This is a genomic window from Clostridium sp. D46t1_190503_E9, from assembly GCF_015555225.1.
Classification (GTDB): Bacteria; Bacillota; Clostridia; order Clostridiales; family Clostridiaceae; genus Clostridium.
Window position 1 is genome coordinate 1 of sequence record NZ_JADNKB010000014.1, and the last position, 13495, is coordinate 13495.

Below are 13495 nucleotides of genomic sequence, written 5' to 3' on the forward strand. Positions count from 1 at the left end.
TGATAGGTCAGAGGTGTAAGTGTGGTAACATATTTAGCTGACTGATACTAATAGGTCGAGGGCTTGACCAATAAAAACAGGCTTAAAATTAATTCGTATGCAATTTTCAGAGAACACTCTGAAATCTGGTGATGATGGCGTAGAGGAAACACTCCTTTCCATTCCGAACAGGAAAGTTAAGCTCTACAGCGTCGATGGTACTGCATGGGAGACTGTGTGGGAGAGTAGAACGTTGCCAGGTAATGTGGCTCGATAGCTCAGTCGGTAGAGCAGAGGACTGAAAATCCTCGTGTCCCTGGTTCGATTCCTGGTCGAGCCACCAGGTATGGCGCTATAGCCAAGTGGTAAGGCAGAGGTCTGCAAAACCTTTATTCCCCGGTTCAAATCCGGGTGGCGCCTCCAAAAAATCCTACAAGATTACTTGTAGGATTTTTTTATTTGAAAATTATCTTTTTTTGAATAAGTAAATCATTATCGGATAGGAATTCGAATAATGAGCCTATTGGAATAGTTATATTAGGATAATCATGACCTATAGGAAGACCTTGAATAATAGGTATATTTAATGGAAGTAATTTTTGATTTATAATCTCATCTATTGAAAAATCAGTATCTTTATTTGTACAGTCAGTAAAATATCCTATCATTATTCCACAAAGCTTTTGAAGTTTTCCACAGGAAATTAGTTGTGATAACATTCTATCCACAGCATAAGGGCTTTCATTGACATCTTCAATAAGTAGAATATTATCTTTAAAATCTATTTCATATGGAGTCCCAATTGTAGAACAAATTATAGATAAATTTCCTCCAACGATATTACCTTTAAAATTTTGTTTGTTCCATACTAGATAATTATCCACACATATATCTTTCAAGTTGTATATTATTTTAGAATTTTTATTTGAAAAAATTTTTAAGAAGTATTCTTTAGTCATGATATCATCAAAATTAGATGTTATCATTGGACCATGGAATGTCGTAAACTTACAAGTTTTATTAATATAATTTAATAATAAGGTTATATCACTATATCCACAGAAGGGCTTGGGATTATTCTTTATCAGTTTTAGATCTAAATAAGAAGCCATTCTAATTGACCCGTAGCCACCTCTAAGACAAACTATAGCATCTACGTCCTTATCAGCAAACATGGAATTAAGATCATCAGCACGGGCTTTATCATCTCCAGCTAAATATCCATAAGAATCATATAAATGCTTACCTTTTTTTATTTTAAATCCTAGCTTTTTAAATACATCGATTTTTTTATCTATAAATTCCCTAGATTCTGATGATGCCGGAGCAATAATACCGATAGTAGCAGAACTATCTAATGTTTTTAATTTTAACAATATATACACCTACTTAAAATTATTTATATGTAAATATACTACAAAAAAAATAAAGCTAGTACTGATAACTAGCTTTATTTCTATGAAAACATATCTTTTCGATACAATAAATATGCTGCACCAAAAGTTAATATTGATGTAATAACCATTGTAATTTCAAAACCATATTCATTATTAATTAGTGGCATTTTTATAAAATTCATTCCAAATATACCACCAATAACAGTAGGTATTGCCATTAATATTGTAACAGAAGCTAAAACTTTCATAACTATATTCAGGTTATTTGAAATAACAGAAGCGAAGAAATCCATTGTACTTGCAAGAATATTACTATATATTTCAGTCATTTCAATAGCTTGTTTATTTTCAATTATAACATCTTCTAGAACATCTTGATCTTCCTCATATTTTTGCATTATATCTAGTTTTAGCATTTTTTCAAGAGTAATTTCATTTGCTTTAAGTGATGTAGAGAAGTAAACCAATGATTTTTCTAATGAATGTAGTTGAATAAGTTCTCTATTTTTCATAGATTTATGCAATCTTTTTTCTATCATTAAACTCTTTTTATCTATTTGTCTTAGATAAATTAAGTAAGAATTCGATATTCTATTTAATATTTGTAATATAAACCTTGATTTTTTAAATGAATAAAATGATTTCACTTTACCATTTATAAAATCAGTTAAAATACGACTATTCTTTAGGCATACTGTTATAAGTTGCTTTTCTGTATGAATAATTGCTAAAGGATATGTATCATATGTAAGTGAGTTATCTTCCATTTCAGTAAATGGAATATCTACTACAACTAATAAACAATTATCTTCTATATCTATACGAGAAGTTTCCTCATCGTCTAATGGAGCTTTTAAAAATGATAATGGAACACCTGTCTTCTTTGAAATTAAAATTAATTCTTCATCAGAAGGTGCTATAATATTAATCCAACAACCTGGCTCTAGATTATCAAGAATTTTCAGTGATGGATTTTGTTCACTAATGCTTTTATAAATTTGTATCATAATTAACCTCCTTAAGTAAATCTCAAAGATAATTATACTATTAATATGCTTGTTTGTACTATGATAATTAAATTTTTATTTTTAAAATTATTGATATAGATAAATGAAGATATCAAAAGAAAAAATGTATATTCAGAAAATAATTTAATTCAATCAAAAGAGATGATAAAAATAAGCCTATTAATTATTAAATATTAATGTGGATAAAAGTACGGATAATTAGTATAATCACAATATTGCTTAAACGAATAAAGTAATATCTTGATGGGGGATAAATAGGAAATGATGCATAGAGAAGTTGTTGCTAAAAAGAGAGTACCAGTTATTTCAATGATCTTACTTGTGATAACAACTACATTATATTTAGGAGAAGCAGTAGAAAGATCTAAATATAATAGACATATAATTGGTCATATATTTAATATATCTCTAGTGTTAGTAACTATAATTTTGATTGTTAAAGAAATTAGAAGTTGTTCAGTGTCTTATAAATATGCAGTGATAGCAGACAAGCTTATAATAAATCTAATTAATAATAAAGAAGAAAAAAATTTAGAAAGTATAAGAATTTCTGATGTATTGTATATAGGTGAGCGATCATCTATACCTAAAGAATATCAATTTTTAAAAAAATCAAAAAGATACTTATGTAATAGAATTAATACAAAGTCATATTATTGCATTTTTAAAAATGGAGATAAAATCGAAAAAATTAAATTTCAGCCAAGCGATAAATTTATTACTAAGTTAATAAAACATGGAGAGTTGAAATGTAAGTTAGTAAGAAAAGAAATTATATAATAAAAGGCTCTATATAGAAAAATAGACTCTATATAGAGCCTATTTTTTATAAAATTCATTTTTTACTTCTGATAAAAGATTTTCATTTAATATAATATCATGCCCTGTAAAGGATAAAGATAAAGCAGCTTTCATTGCTTCTTCAAAGCCATAATCAGATATTGTGGCTTTAGCAAATTCTTTTGTACCATACTTTATGCTGTTATCTGGAACTATTGATATATAAGGATGAATGCAAGGAACTTTTTTACTAACAATTCCTAAGCTTAATCCAGAATAAATATCTCTTGGACCAGAAATATTTATTATACCATTTTCCTTTAAATTATGGCTAAATAATCTATTTAAAGTTCTGTTAGTTATTAGTTCTTCATTTTCGGGTTCATATAAAGATATTGAATATTGAACTCTTATAAGCTTTGAAACATAAATAGCAATTTCTCTCAACTTGCTTTCTGCAATTTTAGCCATATCCATTTCCTTAGCTCTAATATAAAATTTAGCTTCAGATTCTAGCGGTAATAGTAAAGGGGTAAAACCGCCATTAGATAATATTGAGTTTACTTCTACATCTTCTGGGAATCCCTTTAATAATGAATTTAAAATATTAAATGTTAAAAGAATACCGTCTAGAGATGTATATGTACCTTTATTTAAAAAGCTTAATCCACTATGACCTATAAATTTTATACTTAATGGTATTATAGCAGATGAGCTTCCACTTTCTGAGGTTATAGTATCAGGGTGTGCAACTAAAACAACATCAATATCATCGAAGACACCTTGTTTTACCATAACGGATTTGGTTCCTCCTAGATATTCACCAGGGCAGCCTATCAGTATTATAGTACCACCTATTTTTTCAATAATAGAACTTAGGGTTAAAGCAGCAGCAATTGAAGTTGATGTTAATAAGTTATGACCAGTTAAATGTCCCTCGCCAGGAACAGCATCATATTCACATAAAAAACATACTTTAGGATGACCATTTCCTTTAGATGCATAAAAGGACGTTTTTAATTCTAAAAATTCCTTTTTTACAGTAAAATCATGATCAACTAGGAAATTACAAATATAATTATAACTATTATATTCATTGTAACTATCTTCTGGGTTATTGTATAAATAATCATTTAATTTCTTTATGTCATCTTTATTTTTTTCTAAATAATAAATCATTTCTTGTTTCATATTATTTTCCTCCCAAATTATCTTGTTTTTAATTTTCCCTTAAATTCAAATAATTATTTATTAAATATTTAATAAGATAGTAAATTTGAAATGTGTATTTAAAGTTCTATATAAATTCAATATAAATGCTTTATATAAATATTATTATTTAGACTAGATATAAAGAATTTTCATTTATATATAGGCTTTTTTAGTATAGAAATAATGTTATTTGGTGAGAATTATAATAAAATTATTATAAAAGGATGGGATAGTATGGATTTATTAATAAAAGGAATAGATAAAAATGAAAATAAATGTAAGATTTGTGGGAAAGAAGTATATAGTGATATAATTATAGAGAAAAGCTTATTATGCCATTATTGTAATGATAAGATAGCAACAATGACAGTTGATGATTTTGAGTATAATTTTTATAAAGATAGAATAAAAGAGTGGATATTAAGCAACTACAATTTTTAAATAGCATGAGGTATAAATAATGGACAAAGGAAAATTTATAGTATTTGAAGGTGGAGAAGGATCTGGTAAGAGCACAATATTGGACATGGTATATGATTATCTAGTTCAAGGTAATATAGAGTGTATTAAGACTAGGGAGCCAGGTGGAATTAAAATATCAGAAGATATACGAGAAGTAATATTAGATACTAAGAATACAAAAATGGACAGCAGAACAGAAGCATTACTATATGCTGCCGCTAGAAGGCAACACTTAGTTGAAAAAGTTATTCCTGAAATTGACAGAGGAACTATAGTTTTATGTGATAGATTTATATACTCATCACTAGCTTACCAAGGATATGCTAGAAATATAGGAGTAGATGAAATATATCAAATAAATAAATTTGCAGTAGGTGAATATATGCCAGATTTAAATATATTATTTGATATATCACCAGAAATAGGATTAGATAGAATAAATAAAAATAAAGATAGAGAAATAAATAGATTAGATTTAGAAAAAATAGATTTTCATAATAAAGTAAGAGATGGATATCTAAAACTATATAAAGAAAATAAAGAGAAGTTTGTAAAAATTGATGCAGAAAAATCAATAGATGAAGTTTTTAAGGTTGTAAAAGAAATAATTACTGATTTTATTAAATAAAATATATTGAGAGAAAAAATTTTAATCAATTTATATATCTTTTATGATAGAATATTATTATAGGAGTATAATTTTATTGGAGGGGTTAATATGAAATTGGTAATAGCTATGGTACAAGATGATGATGCTTTAGATTTAGTAGATGCAATTACAGAAGCAGGCTTTAGAGTTACTAAGTTAGCATCAACTGGAGGGTTTTTAAAATCAGGAAATACAACCTTAATTATAGGTGTTGAAAAAGATAAAGTTCAAGCGGTTATAGATGTTGTAGAAGATGTTTGTAAAACTAGAAAACAAGTTATAACAACGCCAACCCCTATCACAGGAAATGTTGACATGTATATGTCATACCCTATAGAAATTGAAGTTGGGGGAGCTACTATATTCGTTATAGATGTAGATCAATTTATTAAAATATAATTACATTGGAGGGTGTAATGGGGAAATTTATTGGGCACGAAAGAATAATTGATAGTTTTAAAAAAAGAATAGAGAAAGATGAAATTTCCCATGCACATATAATTGTTGGAGAAGATGGAATTGGAAAGAGTAGTTTAGCTAATATACTAGCTAAAAGTATATTAGGGGTGCGTGAAGATAGAAATTCTATAGACATTGTAAATTATAGATCTAAAAAAGCCTCTTTTGGGGTAGATGATGTAAGAGAAATTGTTGATGAAATAAATAAGAAGCCATTTGAAGGCGATAAAAAAGTTATTATAATTTATGATGGAAATAAGTTGACAGTACAAGCACAGAATGCTCTTTTAAAGACTATAGAAGAACCACCAAAAGGTGTTTTTATTATTCTGTTATGTGAGAGTTTAGAGCTTATTTTAGATACTATAAAATCAAGATGTCAAGTATATAAGTTAACTCCACTAACAAAGAATGAAGTTAAGATTTATATAGAAAGTTTAGGAATTGATGATTGTAGTAGTGATGAAATTAATGCTGCTATTGCATATAGTGAAGGAATCCCAGGAAAAGCTGAGGATTTTCTAAGGGATTCCTCATTAAAGGATTTAAGAAATATATTAATTGATTTATTATATACATTAGTTAGTAGTAATACGAAAAGTCTTTTAGACTTTGAAGATAAGATATTATCGTTTAAAGATAGAAAAGAAGAAATACTAAACATTTTAGCCTCCTTTATAAGAGACGTAATTGTCTATAAAGAAATAAGCGATACTAGTGGAATAATAAATGGGGATAAAATAGAAAATATAAAACAATTAGCTATTGAAATGTCCTATAAGAAGCTTAATAAAATAATCGATAAAATTGGGGACGCTAGAGTAACATTATTAAGTAATTCTAACTTTCAATTAACGATTAGAGTGATGCTTATAGGTTTTATGGAGGTTTAAATAATGATAAAAGTTGTAGGCGTAAGATTCAAGAAGGCCGGTAAAATATATTATTTTGATCCAAGCGATTTAAATGTAAAAAAAGGCGATTTTGTTGTTGTAGAAACAGCGAGAGGAATAGAGTTTGGAGAATGTGTAATTGGTATTAAAGAAATACCAGAAACTGATATAGTGGCACCATTAAAGAGTGTTATAAGAGTTGCAGAAGAAGATGATATAAATAAACATAAGGATAATAAAGTGAAGGAAAAGGATGCTTTAGATATATGCCTAAAGAAAATAGAAGAACATGGATTAAATATGAAATTAATCGATGTAGAGTATACTTTCGATAATAATAAAGTTATATTCTATTTTACAGCTGATGGAAGAGTAGACTTTAGAGAATTAGTAAAAGACTTAGCGACTATATTTAAAACAAGAATAGAATTAAGACAGATAGGGGTTAGAGATGAAGCTAAAATGCTTGGCGGTCTAGGACCATGTGGAAGACCTTTATGTTGTTCTACATTCCTTGGAGATTTCGCATCTGTATCTATAAAGATGGCAAAAGAGCAAAATTTATCTTTAAATCCAACAAAGATATCAGGAATATGTGGCAGGTTAATGTGCTGTTTAAATTATGAGCAAAGCACATATGAAGATATAAGACAGAGATTGCCTAAAGCAGGATCTATTGTTTCTATGGGAGACATTACTGGTGAAGTTATAAGCAATAGTACTGTTAAGGAAAGTGTGAAGGTCAAATATAGAAGAGGCGATGAAGAAGTAGTAGAAGAATTTAAAATAGATGATATTGAGCTTGTTGAAGGTAGTTATGAAGACTCAGTAGATGAATCAGACATAAAACTAGAAATAGAATCACCAGAAGACAAAAAGTTAATAAAGGATCTTATAAAAGATAATTAAGGGGGAGAGCTTAATGAAATCACTATTAAAGGTTGCAAATCTTAATACAAATGATGATGTTATTAGCATAAGAGAAGCTGTGGCACATAATGAAGGGGTTATTGCTTGTGAGGTAAGTCTATCTAAAAAAGAAGTAAGTGTAGTATATGATGATAAAAGTATAACTGAAGATAAAATCATTATGTCTATTGAAGAAGTAGGCTATAGTATAATCTAAACAAAATAATAGAAAAATAAAGTGAAGTATCATATTATATAAATTCTTCTTAAGTCTTTAAAAATTTAAATCCTTATGATAAAATAGATTGTGAAATAAATTCATAATATTAGGAGGTGCTTTTTATGGCATTCAAAATAGAAGATTCATGTGTAAACTGTGGTGCTTGCGCTGCAGAATGTCCAGTTAATGCTATAAGCCAAGGAGATACTCAATTCGTTATCGATGAGGACACTTGCATAGATTGTGGAAACTGTGCAAATGTTTGTCCAGTAGGAGCTCCAGTACAAGCATAATTTTACATAAAGAACCGCTAATTATAGCGGTTCTTTATTTTTATGCAGATAATAATATTACAGAACATCTATCTTTAAAAGATAAATCATTAGAATATATAGTATTTGTATTATAGGATAAAATATTTTTTAATGAAGATAAAAATTTATGAGGCCCATCTAAATAAAAGTATTCAGAAGAGGTTTTAAAAAACATTGGAATTATATATCTAGGTTTTAAGAGTAAGGCGAGTTTAGCAGCAGAAAAACCATCCAAACAAAAATGACCTCCTATTGGAATAAATAAAAAATCTAAATTAGTTAGCTTATCTAATAAGTCATCATCAAGCTGATGTCCTAAGGTGCCAAGATGACAAATTCTAAATTTATCTATGTTTAATAAATATATTATGTTTTCGCCGCGTTTATATCCAGAAATGTCATCTTTAAATGTTTTATATCCTTCTAATGTGACAAAATCATTTGAAAATGAACAAGCTGAATTTATTAGTATACAGTCTTTATTAACATATTCATTAATAATTTCATTATTATGAGTATGACTAAATGTAATTATATCAGGATTTAAATCATATTTTTCTATATAGGGATATATTTGCATTGGATCTAAAAGAATCCTTTTACCAGTAGAATTTTTTATTAAAAAACTTGTATTATCAATCCATTTAATTTCCATATTTACTCACCTCTCAATATATAGTTTGGATAAAAAACTTAATATCATTCGCTTTTATTTTAGAAAATAAAATTAGTAAAATGGACATATTAAAATTTATAATATATAATAAAAGTCAAAGAAGGTCAATTTAAAAAATAGGTTTAAGAAGGTGTAAATATGGCAAGAATTTCAGATACAATAGAAAATTTTATTAAAGATATGATAGATGAAGAAAGAGAAAGACAAGTATTAATTCAAAGAAATGAATTAGCAGATAAATTCTCATGTGCACCATCACAAATCAATTACGTTCTAACAACAAGGTTTACTTATGAAAAAGGTTATATAATAGAAAGTAAAAGAGGCGGTGGAGGGTGCATAGTAATAAAAAAAATAACATACGATGATAAGAATGAAAGGCTGTCATTAATAAATACTTCGATAGGAGAAAGTATAACATATGGAAGCGCATTATCTATACTAGATCATTTAAAAGATACTAAAAATATTACAGAAAAGGAATATGAAATAATAAAGATATCTTTAAATGACAGAACTCTAGTATCTGTTGGGGATAAAAATAAATTAAGAGCTGATATGTTAAAAGGAATTATTACAGTTATATTATCGTAAAATATTTTAAGTGGCCAAGGTTTATCTGTGTAGTTGTTAATTTTAGCAATAGGGTATGGAGGTATGTATGATTTTTGGGAAGTTAACAGAGAGGGCACAATTAGTACTAGTAGAGGCTCAAAAAGAGTCACAATATTTTAAGCACGGATATATAGGAACTGAGCATATTCTTTTAGGGTTGCTAAAAGAAGGTGGTTATGCAAAGCAAGTCCTATATATTAATGGAGCTACTATTGATAAAGTGAGAAAGCTTATAGAAGATTATCTTGGTTTTGGAGATATAGATATATCAGTAGGTGAGATGTTACTTAATCCTAGAACAAAGAGATTATTTGATGATAGTCTAGTAAAAGCAAGAATATATGATCATAATTATATAAATCCAGAGCATATTTTGTTAGCTTTATTAGACGATAAAGAAGGGGTAGCTTATACAATACTTTCTACATTAAAGTTAGATTTTAAATTAATAAAAACTGATATAAGTAATTATCTATATGATAAGGAAGTAGAGGAAATAAAGATAGAAGATAAGAATAAGAAAAAAATGGTTAAAACTCCTCTATTAAATCAGTATGGAAGGAATCTGACTATGATGGCTAAGGAAGGAAAATTAGATCCAGTAGTAGGAAGAGAAAATGAGAATAGAAGAATATTAGAGATACTGTGCAGAAGAATAAAAAATAATCCTTGTTTAATTGGAGAGCCTGGAGTAGGTAAAACAGCAGTTATTGAAGGATTGGCCCAAAGAATAGTCAATGGAAATGTACCAGAAATACTAAAAGATAAAGTAATAATTTCATTAGATTTAACTTCTATGTTAGCAGGGGCAAAATATAGAGGAGAATTTGAAGATAGATTAAAAAAAGTAATGGATGAAATAAGAAGTTCTAAAGATATAATAATATTTATAGATGAAATTCATACTATTGTTGGAGCGGGGGGAGCTGAAGGTGCCATAGATGCATCAAATATTTTAAAACCTGCCTTAGCAAGAGGAGAAATAAAATGTATAGGTGCTACAACTATAGATGAATATAGAAAGCATATAGAAAAAGATTCAGCTTTAGAAAGAAGATTTCAGCCAGTTAGAGTTGAAGAGCCATCAAAAGAAGAAACATTAAATATATTAAAAGGCCTTAGGGAAAGATATGAAGCTCATCATATGGTAAAAATAGAAGATGAAGCTTTAGAAGCAGCTGTAGAGTTATCAGATAGATATATTACAGATAGATTCATGCCAGATAAGGCTATTGATTTAATTGACGAAGCATCTTCAAAAGTAAGAATAGAGAATCTAATTTCACCACCAGATATAATAAATTTACAACTTCAATTAGAGAATAACGATAAAGAAAAAGAAGAAGCAATAAAAAATCAAAACTTTGAAAGAGCAGCCTACTTAAGAGATAAAGAAAAACAATTAAAGGATAAACTGTATAATTTAAAGATGGATAGGACCGATATTGAATGCAATAATTATATTGTTAACAGGGAACAAGTTGCAAAAGTAGTATCAAGTTGGTCTAAAATTCCTTTAGAGAAATTAACAGAGCAAGAATCAGAAAAATTATTAAAGCTTGAAGATACACTGCATAAAAGAGTTATAGGGCAAAAAGAAGCTGTAAAGGCAGTTGCTAAAGCAGTGAGAAGAGCAAGAGTTGGGTTAAAGGATCCTAATAGACCGATAGGAACATTTATATTCTGTGGACCAACAGGGGTTGGGAAAACAGAACTATCAAATGCATTAGCAGAAGCTATGTTTGGTGATAAGAAAAATTTAATTAGGATAGATATGTCAGAGTATATGGAAAAGCATTCTGTAGCAAGGCTAATAGGAGCCCCTCCAGGATATATTGGTTATGATGAAGGTGGACAGCTAACAGAAGCAGTAAGAAGAAATCCTTATTCAGTTATATTATTAGATGAAATAGAAAAGGCTCATCCAGATGTATTTAATATATTATTGCAAATAATGGAGGATGGAAGACTTACAGATAGTAAGGGGAAAATTATAAACTTTAAAAATACAATAGTTATAATGACATCTAATGTTGGAGCTCATGATATAAAGAAACAAAATACTTTAGGATTTTCAGCTTCAAATAGTTTAGTTGATAGCGAGTATGAAAAGATGAAAAAAAATATTATGGAAGAAATTAAGCAGCAATTCAAACCAGAATTTATAAATAGAATTGATGATATAATTGTTTTTCATAAATTAAAAGATAGTGATATATTAAAAATTGTAAATTTAATGTTAAATAATACCATAGATAAGCTTAAAGAAAGAAAAATAACAATTAACTTAAATGAAGATAGTAAACAGTTCCTAGTAAATAAAGGTGTAGATACTAATTATGGTGCAAGGCCATTAAGAAGAATAATAACAAAAGAATTAGAAGATAAGTTAAGTGAAGAGATGTTAAAAGGTTGCATTAAAGGTGGAGATAATTTAGAAGTATATTGCAATGGAGAGGAACTTTATTTTAAGCATATATCATAGTATAGAGAGAAGATTTTCCATTTGGAGAAATCTTCTCTTGTTTTTATTTATTAATAATTTATTAGGTAACGAGTAATAATATTAAGAGAAGAAAAGTTAAATAAGGATAATTGATAAAAATTACTATTTAAAAATAGTTGCATTTTAATTTATAGAAGCATATAATTAGATTAAAGAAATACCCCTGGGGGGTAGAAGGAGCGAGTCATGAGTAAAGAAGTTAAACATAAAGAGTTAATTATAATCGGTGGTGGACCAGCAGGTTTAACTGCGGCAATATATGCAACAAGAGCTAAGTTAGACATGCTTTTATTAGAAGACCAAATTCTTGGAGGTCAAGTCAGAAATAGTTATACAATAGAAAATTATCCTGGCTTTAAAAAGGTTTCAGGAACAGAACTTGCTGATTTAATGCAACAGCAAGCTGAGGAGCTTGGAGCTGAAATAGATGAATTCGATATGGTTGAAAAAGTTGATTTTAGTGGAGAAGAAAAAATAATCGAAACTAATAGTTATTTATATAAAACTAAAACTGTAATAATAGCAACAGGTGCAACTCCTAAGAAATTACCTATTCCAAATGAAGGAAAGTTTGCAGGAAAAGGAATTCATTATTGTGCAGTTTGTGATGGTGCAATGTATGAAGGGAAAATAATCGGAGTTGTAGGTGGAGGAAATTCTGCTTTAGAAGAAGCTCTATTCCTAACTAGATTTGCTTCAAAGGTAGTTATGATAAGAAGACATGATTACTTTAATGGTGAAAAAGCTACGATTGAAGAAGTTATGAATCATCCTAAGATAGAAGTTTTATTCAATGAAGATTTAGTTAATGTAGATGGAAATGACTTTGTAGAAAAAGCTATAATAAAAAATTCTAAAGATGGATCTGAGAAAGAGATCCCTATGGATGCTGTATTTGGATTTATAGGAACAGTACCAAAAACAGATCATTTCAAGGATTATATAAACTTGACTTCTAATGGTTATATAAAAACTGATGAATGTATGAGAACTAACGTTGAAGGTGTTTATGCAGCTGGAGATGTTAGGGAAAAAGAATATAGACAAATAACAACTGCTGTTGCAGATGGAACTATAGCAGCATTACAAGCAGAAAAATACGTAGTAGAAAGTAAAAAATAATTAATGGATATTTAAAGAAAGATTAGAGGAGAGATAATATGATAAAAATATATTCAACATCATGGTGCCCATCATGTATAAAAGCAAAGAGATTTTTTGAAATGAAGGGATGGGACTATAAAGAGATAAATGTAGCTGATAAGCATGAAGATAGAGAAGAAGTGTTCAAGGTATCAGGTCAAAGAACTGTACCAGTAATTGATATAGATGGAGAAATAATAGTTGGTTTTGATAAGAATAAGATAGAACTAGCTAAAAATAAGTAATAAGTAGG

At 28.3% G+C, this 13495-nt stretch carries 16 protein-coding genes, 2 tRNA genes and 1 rRNA gene; 15 read left to right on the forward strand and 4 right to left on the reverse strand.

The window, feature by feature from the left end; all coding sequences use genetic code 11:
* Positions 1–124 precede the first annotated feature (124 nt).
* From rrf to I2E83_RS14795, 3 genes are all read left to right on the forward strand, one after another.
* A 5S ribosomal RNA gene (rrf, locus tag I2E83_RS14785) occupies positions 125–241 on the forward strand.
* Between the two features lie 5 nt (positions 242–246).
* Positions 247–322, forward strand: a tRNA-Phe gene (locus I2E83_RS14790).
* A gap of 5 nt (positions 323–327) precedes the next feature.
* A tRNA-Cys gene (locus tag I2E83_RS14795) sits at positions 328–402 on the forward strand.
* 32 nt (positions 403–434) lie between these two features.
* On the opposite strand, the gene I2E83_RS14800 is transcribed toward I2E83_RS14795, so the two are convergent.
* Both I2E83_RS14800 and I2E83_RS14805 read right to left on the reverse strand, forming a co-directional pair.
* On the reverse strand, positions 435–1355 hold the full coding sequence (locus I2E83_RS14800; protein WP_195430715.1) for an LD-carboxypeptidase: 921 nt from the start codon (positions 1353–1355) through the stop codon (positions 435–437).
* Positions 1356–1435: 80 nt separating this feature from the next.
* A complete protein-coding gene (locus I2E83_RS14805; protein ID WP_195264617.1) occupies positions 1436–2383 on the reverse strand; it encodes a magnesium transporter CorA family protein in 948 nt (315 codons plus the stop codon).
* Between the two features lie 282 nt (positions 2384–2665).
* On the opposite strand from I2E83_RS14805, the gene I2E83_RS14810 reads away from it, so the two are divergent.
* Complete coding sequence (locus I2E83_RS14810) at positions 2666–3184, forward strand: hypothetical protein (protein WP_195264618.1); 519 nt, start codon at positions 2666–2668, stop codon at positions 3182–3184.
* Positions 3185–3223: 39 nt separating this feature from the next.
* Here I2E83_RS14810 and I2E83_RS14815 read toward each other — a convergent pair whose 3' ends face one another.
* Positions 3224–4375, reverse strand: a complete 1152-nt coding sequence (locus I2E83_RS14815) for a M20 family peptidase (RefSeq protein ID WP_195264619.1) — start codon at positions 4373–4375, stop codon at positions 3224–3226.
* A 255-nt stretch (positions 4376–4630) separates the two neighbouring features.
* Here I2E83_RS14815 and I2E83_RS14820 point away from each other — a divergent pair, with 255 nt between their 5' ends.
* The 7 genes from I2E83_RS14820 to I2E83_RS14850 all read left to right on the forward strand — a co-directional run bounded on the left by I2E83_RS14820 (position 4631) and on the right by I2E83_RS14850 (position 8281).
* The gene (locus I2E83_RS14820) at positions 4631–4837 is read left to right on the forward strand and encodes a sigma factor G inhibitor Gin (protein ID WP_195264620.1); all 207 of its coding nucleotides are present in this window, start codon (positions 4631–4633) and stop codon (positions 4835–4837) included.
* A 19-nt stretch (positions 4838–4856) separates the two neighbouring features.
* The gene (tmk, locus tag I2E83_RS14825) at positions 4857–5486 is read left to right on the forward strand and encodes a dTMP kinase (protein ID WP_195264621.1); all 630 of its coding nucleotides are present in this window, start codon (positions 4857–4859) and stop codon (positions 5484–5486) included.
* Positions 5487–5576: 90 nt separating this feature from the next.
* The gene (locus I2E83_RS14830; RefSeq protein WP_008681260.1) at positions 5577–5906 is read left to right on the forward strand and encodes a cyclic-di-AMP receptor; all 330 of its coding nucleotides are present in this window, start codon (positions 5577–5579) and stop codon (positions 5904–5906) included.
* A 17-nt stretch (positions 5907–5923) separates the two neighbouring features.
* Positions 5924–6859, forward strand: a complete 936-nt coding sequence (locus tag I2E83_RS14835; RefSeq protein ID WP_195264622.1) for a DNA polymerase III subunit delta' — start codon at positions 5924–5926, stop codon at positions 6857–6859.
* A 3-nt stretch (positions 6860–6862) separates the two neighbouring features.
* Positions 6863–7768: a stage 0 sporulation family protein gene (locus I2E83_RS14840; protein ID WP_195264623.1), complete on the forward strand. Its 906-nt coding sequence runs from the start codon at positions 6863–6865 to the stop codon at positions 7766–7768.
* Positions 7769–7781: 13 nt separating this feature from the next.
* Positions 7782–7985, forward strand: a complete 204-nt coding sequence (locus tag I2E83_RS14845) for a heavy-metal-associated domain-containing protein (protein WP_195264624.1) — start codon at positions 7782–7784, stop codon at positions 7983–7985.
* 125 nt (positions 7986–8110) lie between these two features.
* Complete coding sequence (locus tag I2E83_RS14850; protein ID WP_008681251.1) at positions 8111–8281, forward strand: 4Fe-4S binding protein; 171 nt, start codon at positions 8111–8113, stop codon at positions 8279–8281.
* Positions 8282–8321: 40 nt separating this feature from the next.
* On the opposite strand, the gene I2E83_RS14855 is transcribed toward I2E83_RS14850, so the two are convergent.
* Complete coding sequence (locus I2E83_RS14855; protein WP_195264625.1) at positions 8322–8957, reverse strand: MBL fold metallo-hydrolase; 636 nt, start codon at positions 8955–8957, stop codon at positions 8322–8324.
* Positions 8958–9116: 159 nt separating this feature from the next.
* Between I2E83_RS14855 and I2E83_RS14860 the strand changes: the two genes are divergently transcribed.
* The 4 genes from I2E83_RS14860 to I2E83_RS14875 all read left to right on the forward strand — a co-directional run bounded on the left by I2E83_RS14860 (position 9117) and on the right by I2E83_RS14875 (position 13487).
* Entirely contained in the window at positions 9117–9572 is a 456-nt protein-coding gene (locus I2E83_RS14860; protein ID WP_195430716.1) for a CtsR family transcriptional regulator, read from the forward strand.
* Positions 9573–9639: 67 nt separating this feature from the next.
* Complete coding sequence (locus I2E83_RS14865; protein ID WP_195430719.1) at positions 9640–12078, forward strand: ATP-dependent Clp protease ATP-binding subunit; 2439 nt, start codon at positions 9640–9642, stop codon at positions 12076–12078.
* Positions 12079–12285: 207 nt separating this feature from the next.
* Positions 12286–13221, forward strand: coding sequence for a thioredoxin-disulfide reductase (gene trxB, locus I2E83_RS14870; protein WP_195264628.1), 936 nt, complete (start codon positions 12286–12288; stop codon positions 13219–13221).
* 38 nt (positions 13222–13259) lie between these two features.
* Positions 13260–13487, forward strand: a complete 228-nt coding sequence (locus I2E83_RS14875) for a glutaredoxin domain-containing protein (RefSeq protein WP_195264630.1) — start codon at positions 13260–13262, stop codon at positions 13485–13487.
* Positions 13488–13495: the final 8 nt, after the last annotated feature.

Excerpts from the sequence above, each read along its gene's own strand:
- I2E83_RS14810 (WP_195264618.1), top strand. The coding sequence starts at position 2,666 with ATGATGCATAGAGAAGTTGTTGCTAAAAAGAGAGTACCAGTTATTTCA.
- I2E83_RS14860 (WP_195430716.1), top strand. The coding sequence starts at position 9,117 with ATGGCAAGAATTTCAGATACAATAGAAAATTTTATTAAAGATATGATA.
- I2E83_RS14840 (WP_195264623.1), top strand. The coding sequence starts at position 6,863 with ATGATAAAAGTTGTAGGCGTAAGATTCAAGAAGGCCGGTAAAATATAT.
- I2E83_RS14865 (WP_195430719.1), top strand. The coding sequence starts at position 9,640 with ATGATTTTTGGGAAGTTAACAGAGAGGGCACAATTAGTACTAGTAGAG.
- I2E83_RS14855 (WP_195264625.1), bottom strand. The coding sequence starts at position 8,957 with ATGGAAATTAAATGGATTGATAATACAAGTTTTTTAATAAAAAATTCT.
- I2E83_RS14875 (WP_195264630.1), top strand. The coding sequence starts at position 13,260 with ATGATAAAAATATATTCAACATCATGGTGCCCATCATGTATAAAAGCA.
- I2E83_RS14815 (WP_195264619.1), bottom strand. The coding sequence starts at position 4,375 with ATGAAACAAGAAATGATTTATTATTTAGAAAAAAATAAAGATGACATA.
- trxB (WP_195264628.1), top strand. The coding sequence starts at position 12,286 with ATGAGTAAAGAAGTTAAACATAAAGAGTTAATTATAATCGGTGGTGGA.
- I2E83_RS14845 (WP_195264624.1), top strand. The coding sequence starts at position 7,782 with ATGAAATCACTATTAAAGGTTGCAAATCTTAATACAAATGATGATGTT.
- I2E83_RS14820 (WP_195264620.1), top strand. The coding sequence starts at position 4,631 with ATGGATTTATTAATAAAAGGAATAGATAAAAATGAAAATAAATGTAAG.
- I2E83_RS14850 (WP_008681251.1), top strand. The coding sequence starts at position 8,111 with ATGGCATTCAAAATAGAAGATTCATGTGTAAACTGTGGTGCTTGCGCT.
- tmk (WP_195264621.1), top strand. The coding sequence starts at position 4,857 with ATGGACAAAGGAAAATTTATAGTATTTGAAGGTGGAGAAGGATCTGGT.
- I2E83_RS14805 (WP_195264617.1), bottom strand. The coding sequence starts at position 2,383 with ATGATACAAATTTATAAAAGCATTAGTGAACAAAATCCATCACTGAAA.
- I2E83_RS14835 (WP_195264622.1), top strand. The coding sequence starts at position 5,924 with ATGGGGAAATTTATTGGGCACGAAAGAATAATTGATAGTTTTAAAAAA.
- I2E83_RS14830 (WP_008681260.1), top strand. The coding sequence starts at position 5,577 with ATGAAATTGGTAATAGCTATGGTACAAGATGATGATGCTTTAGATTTA.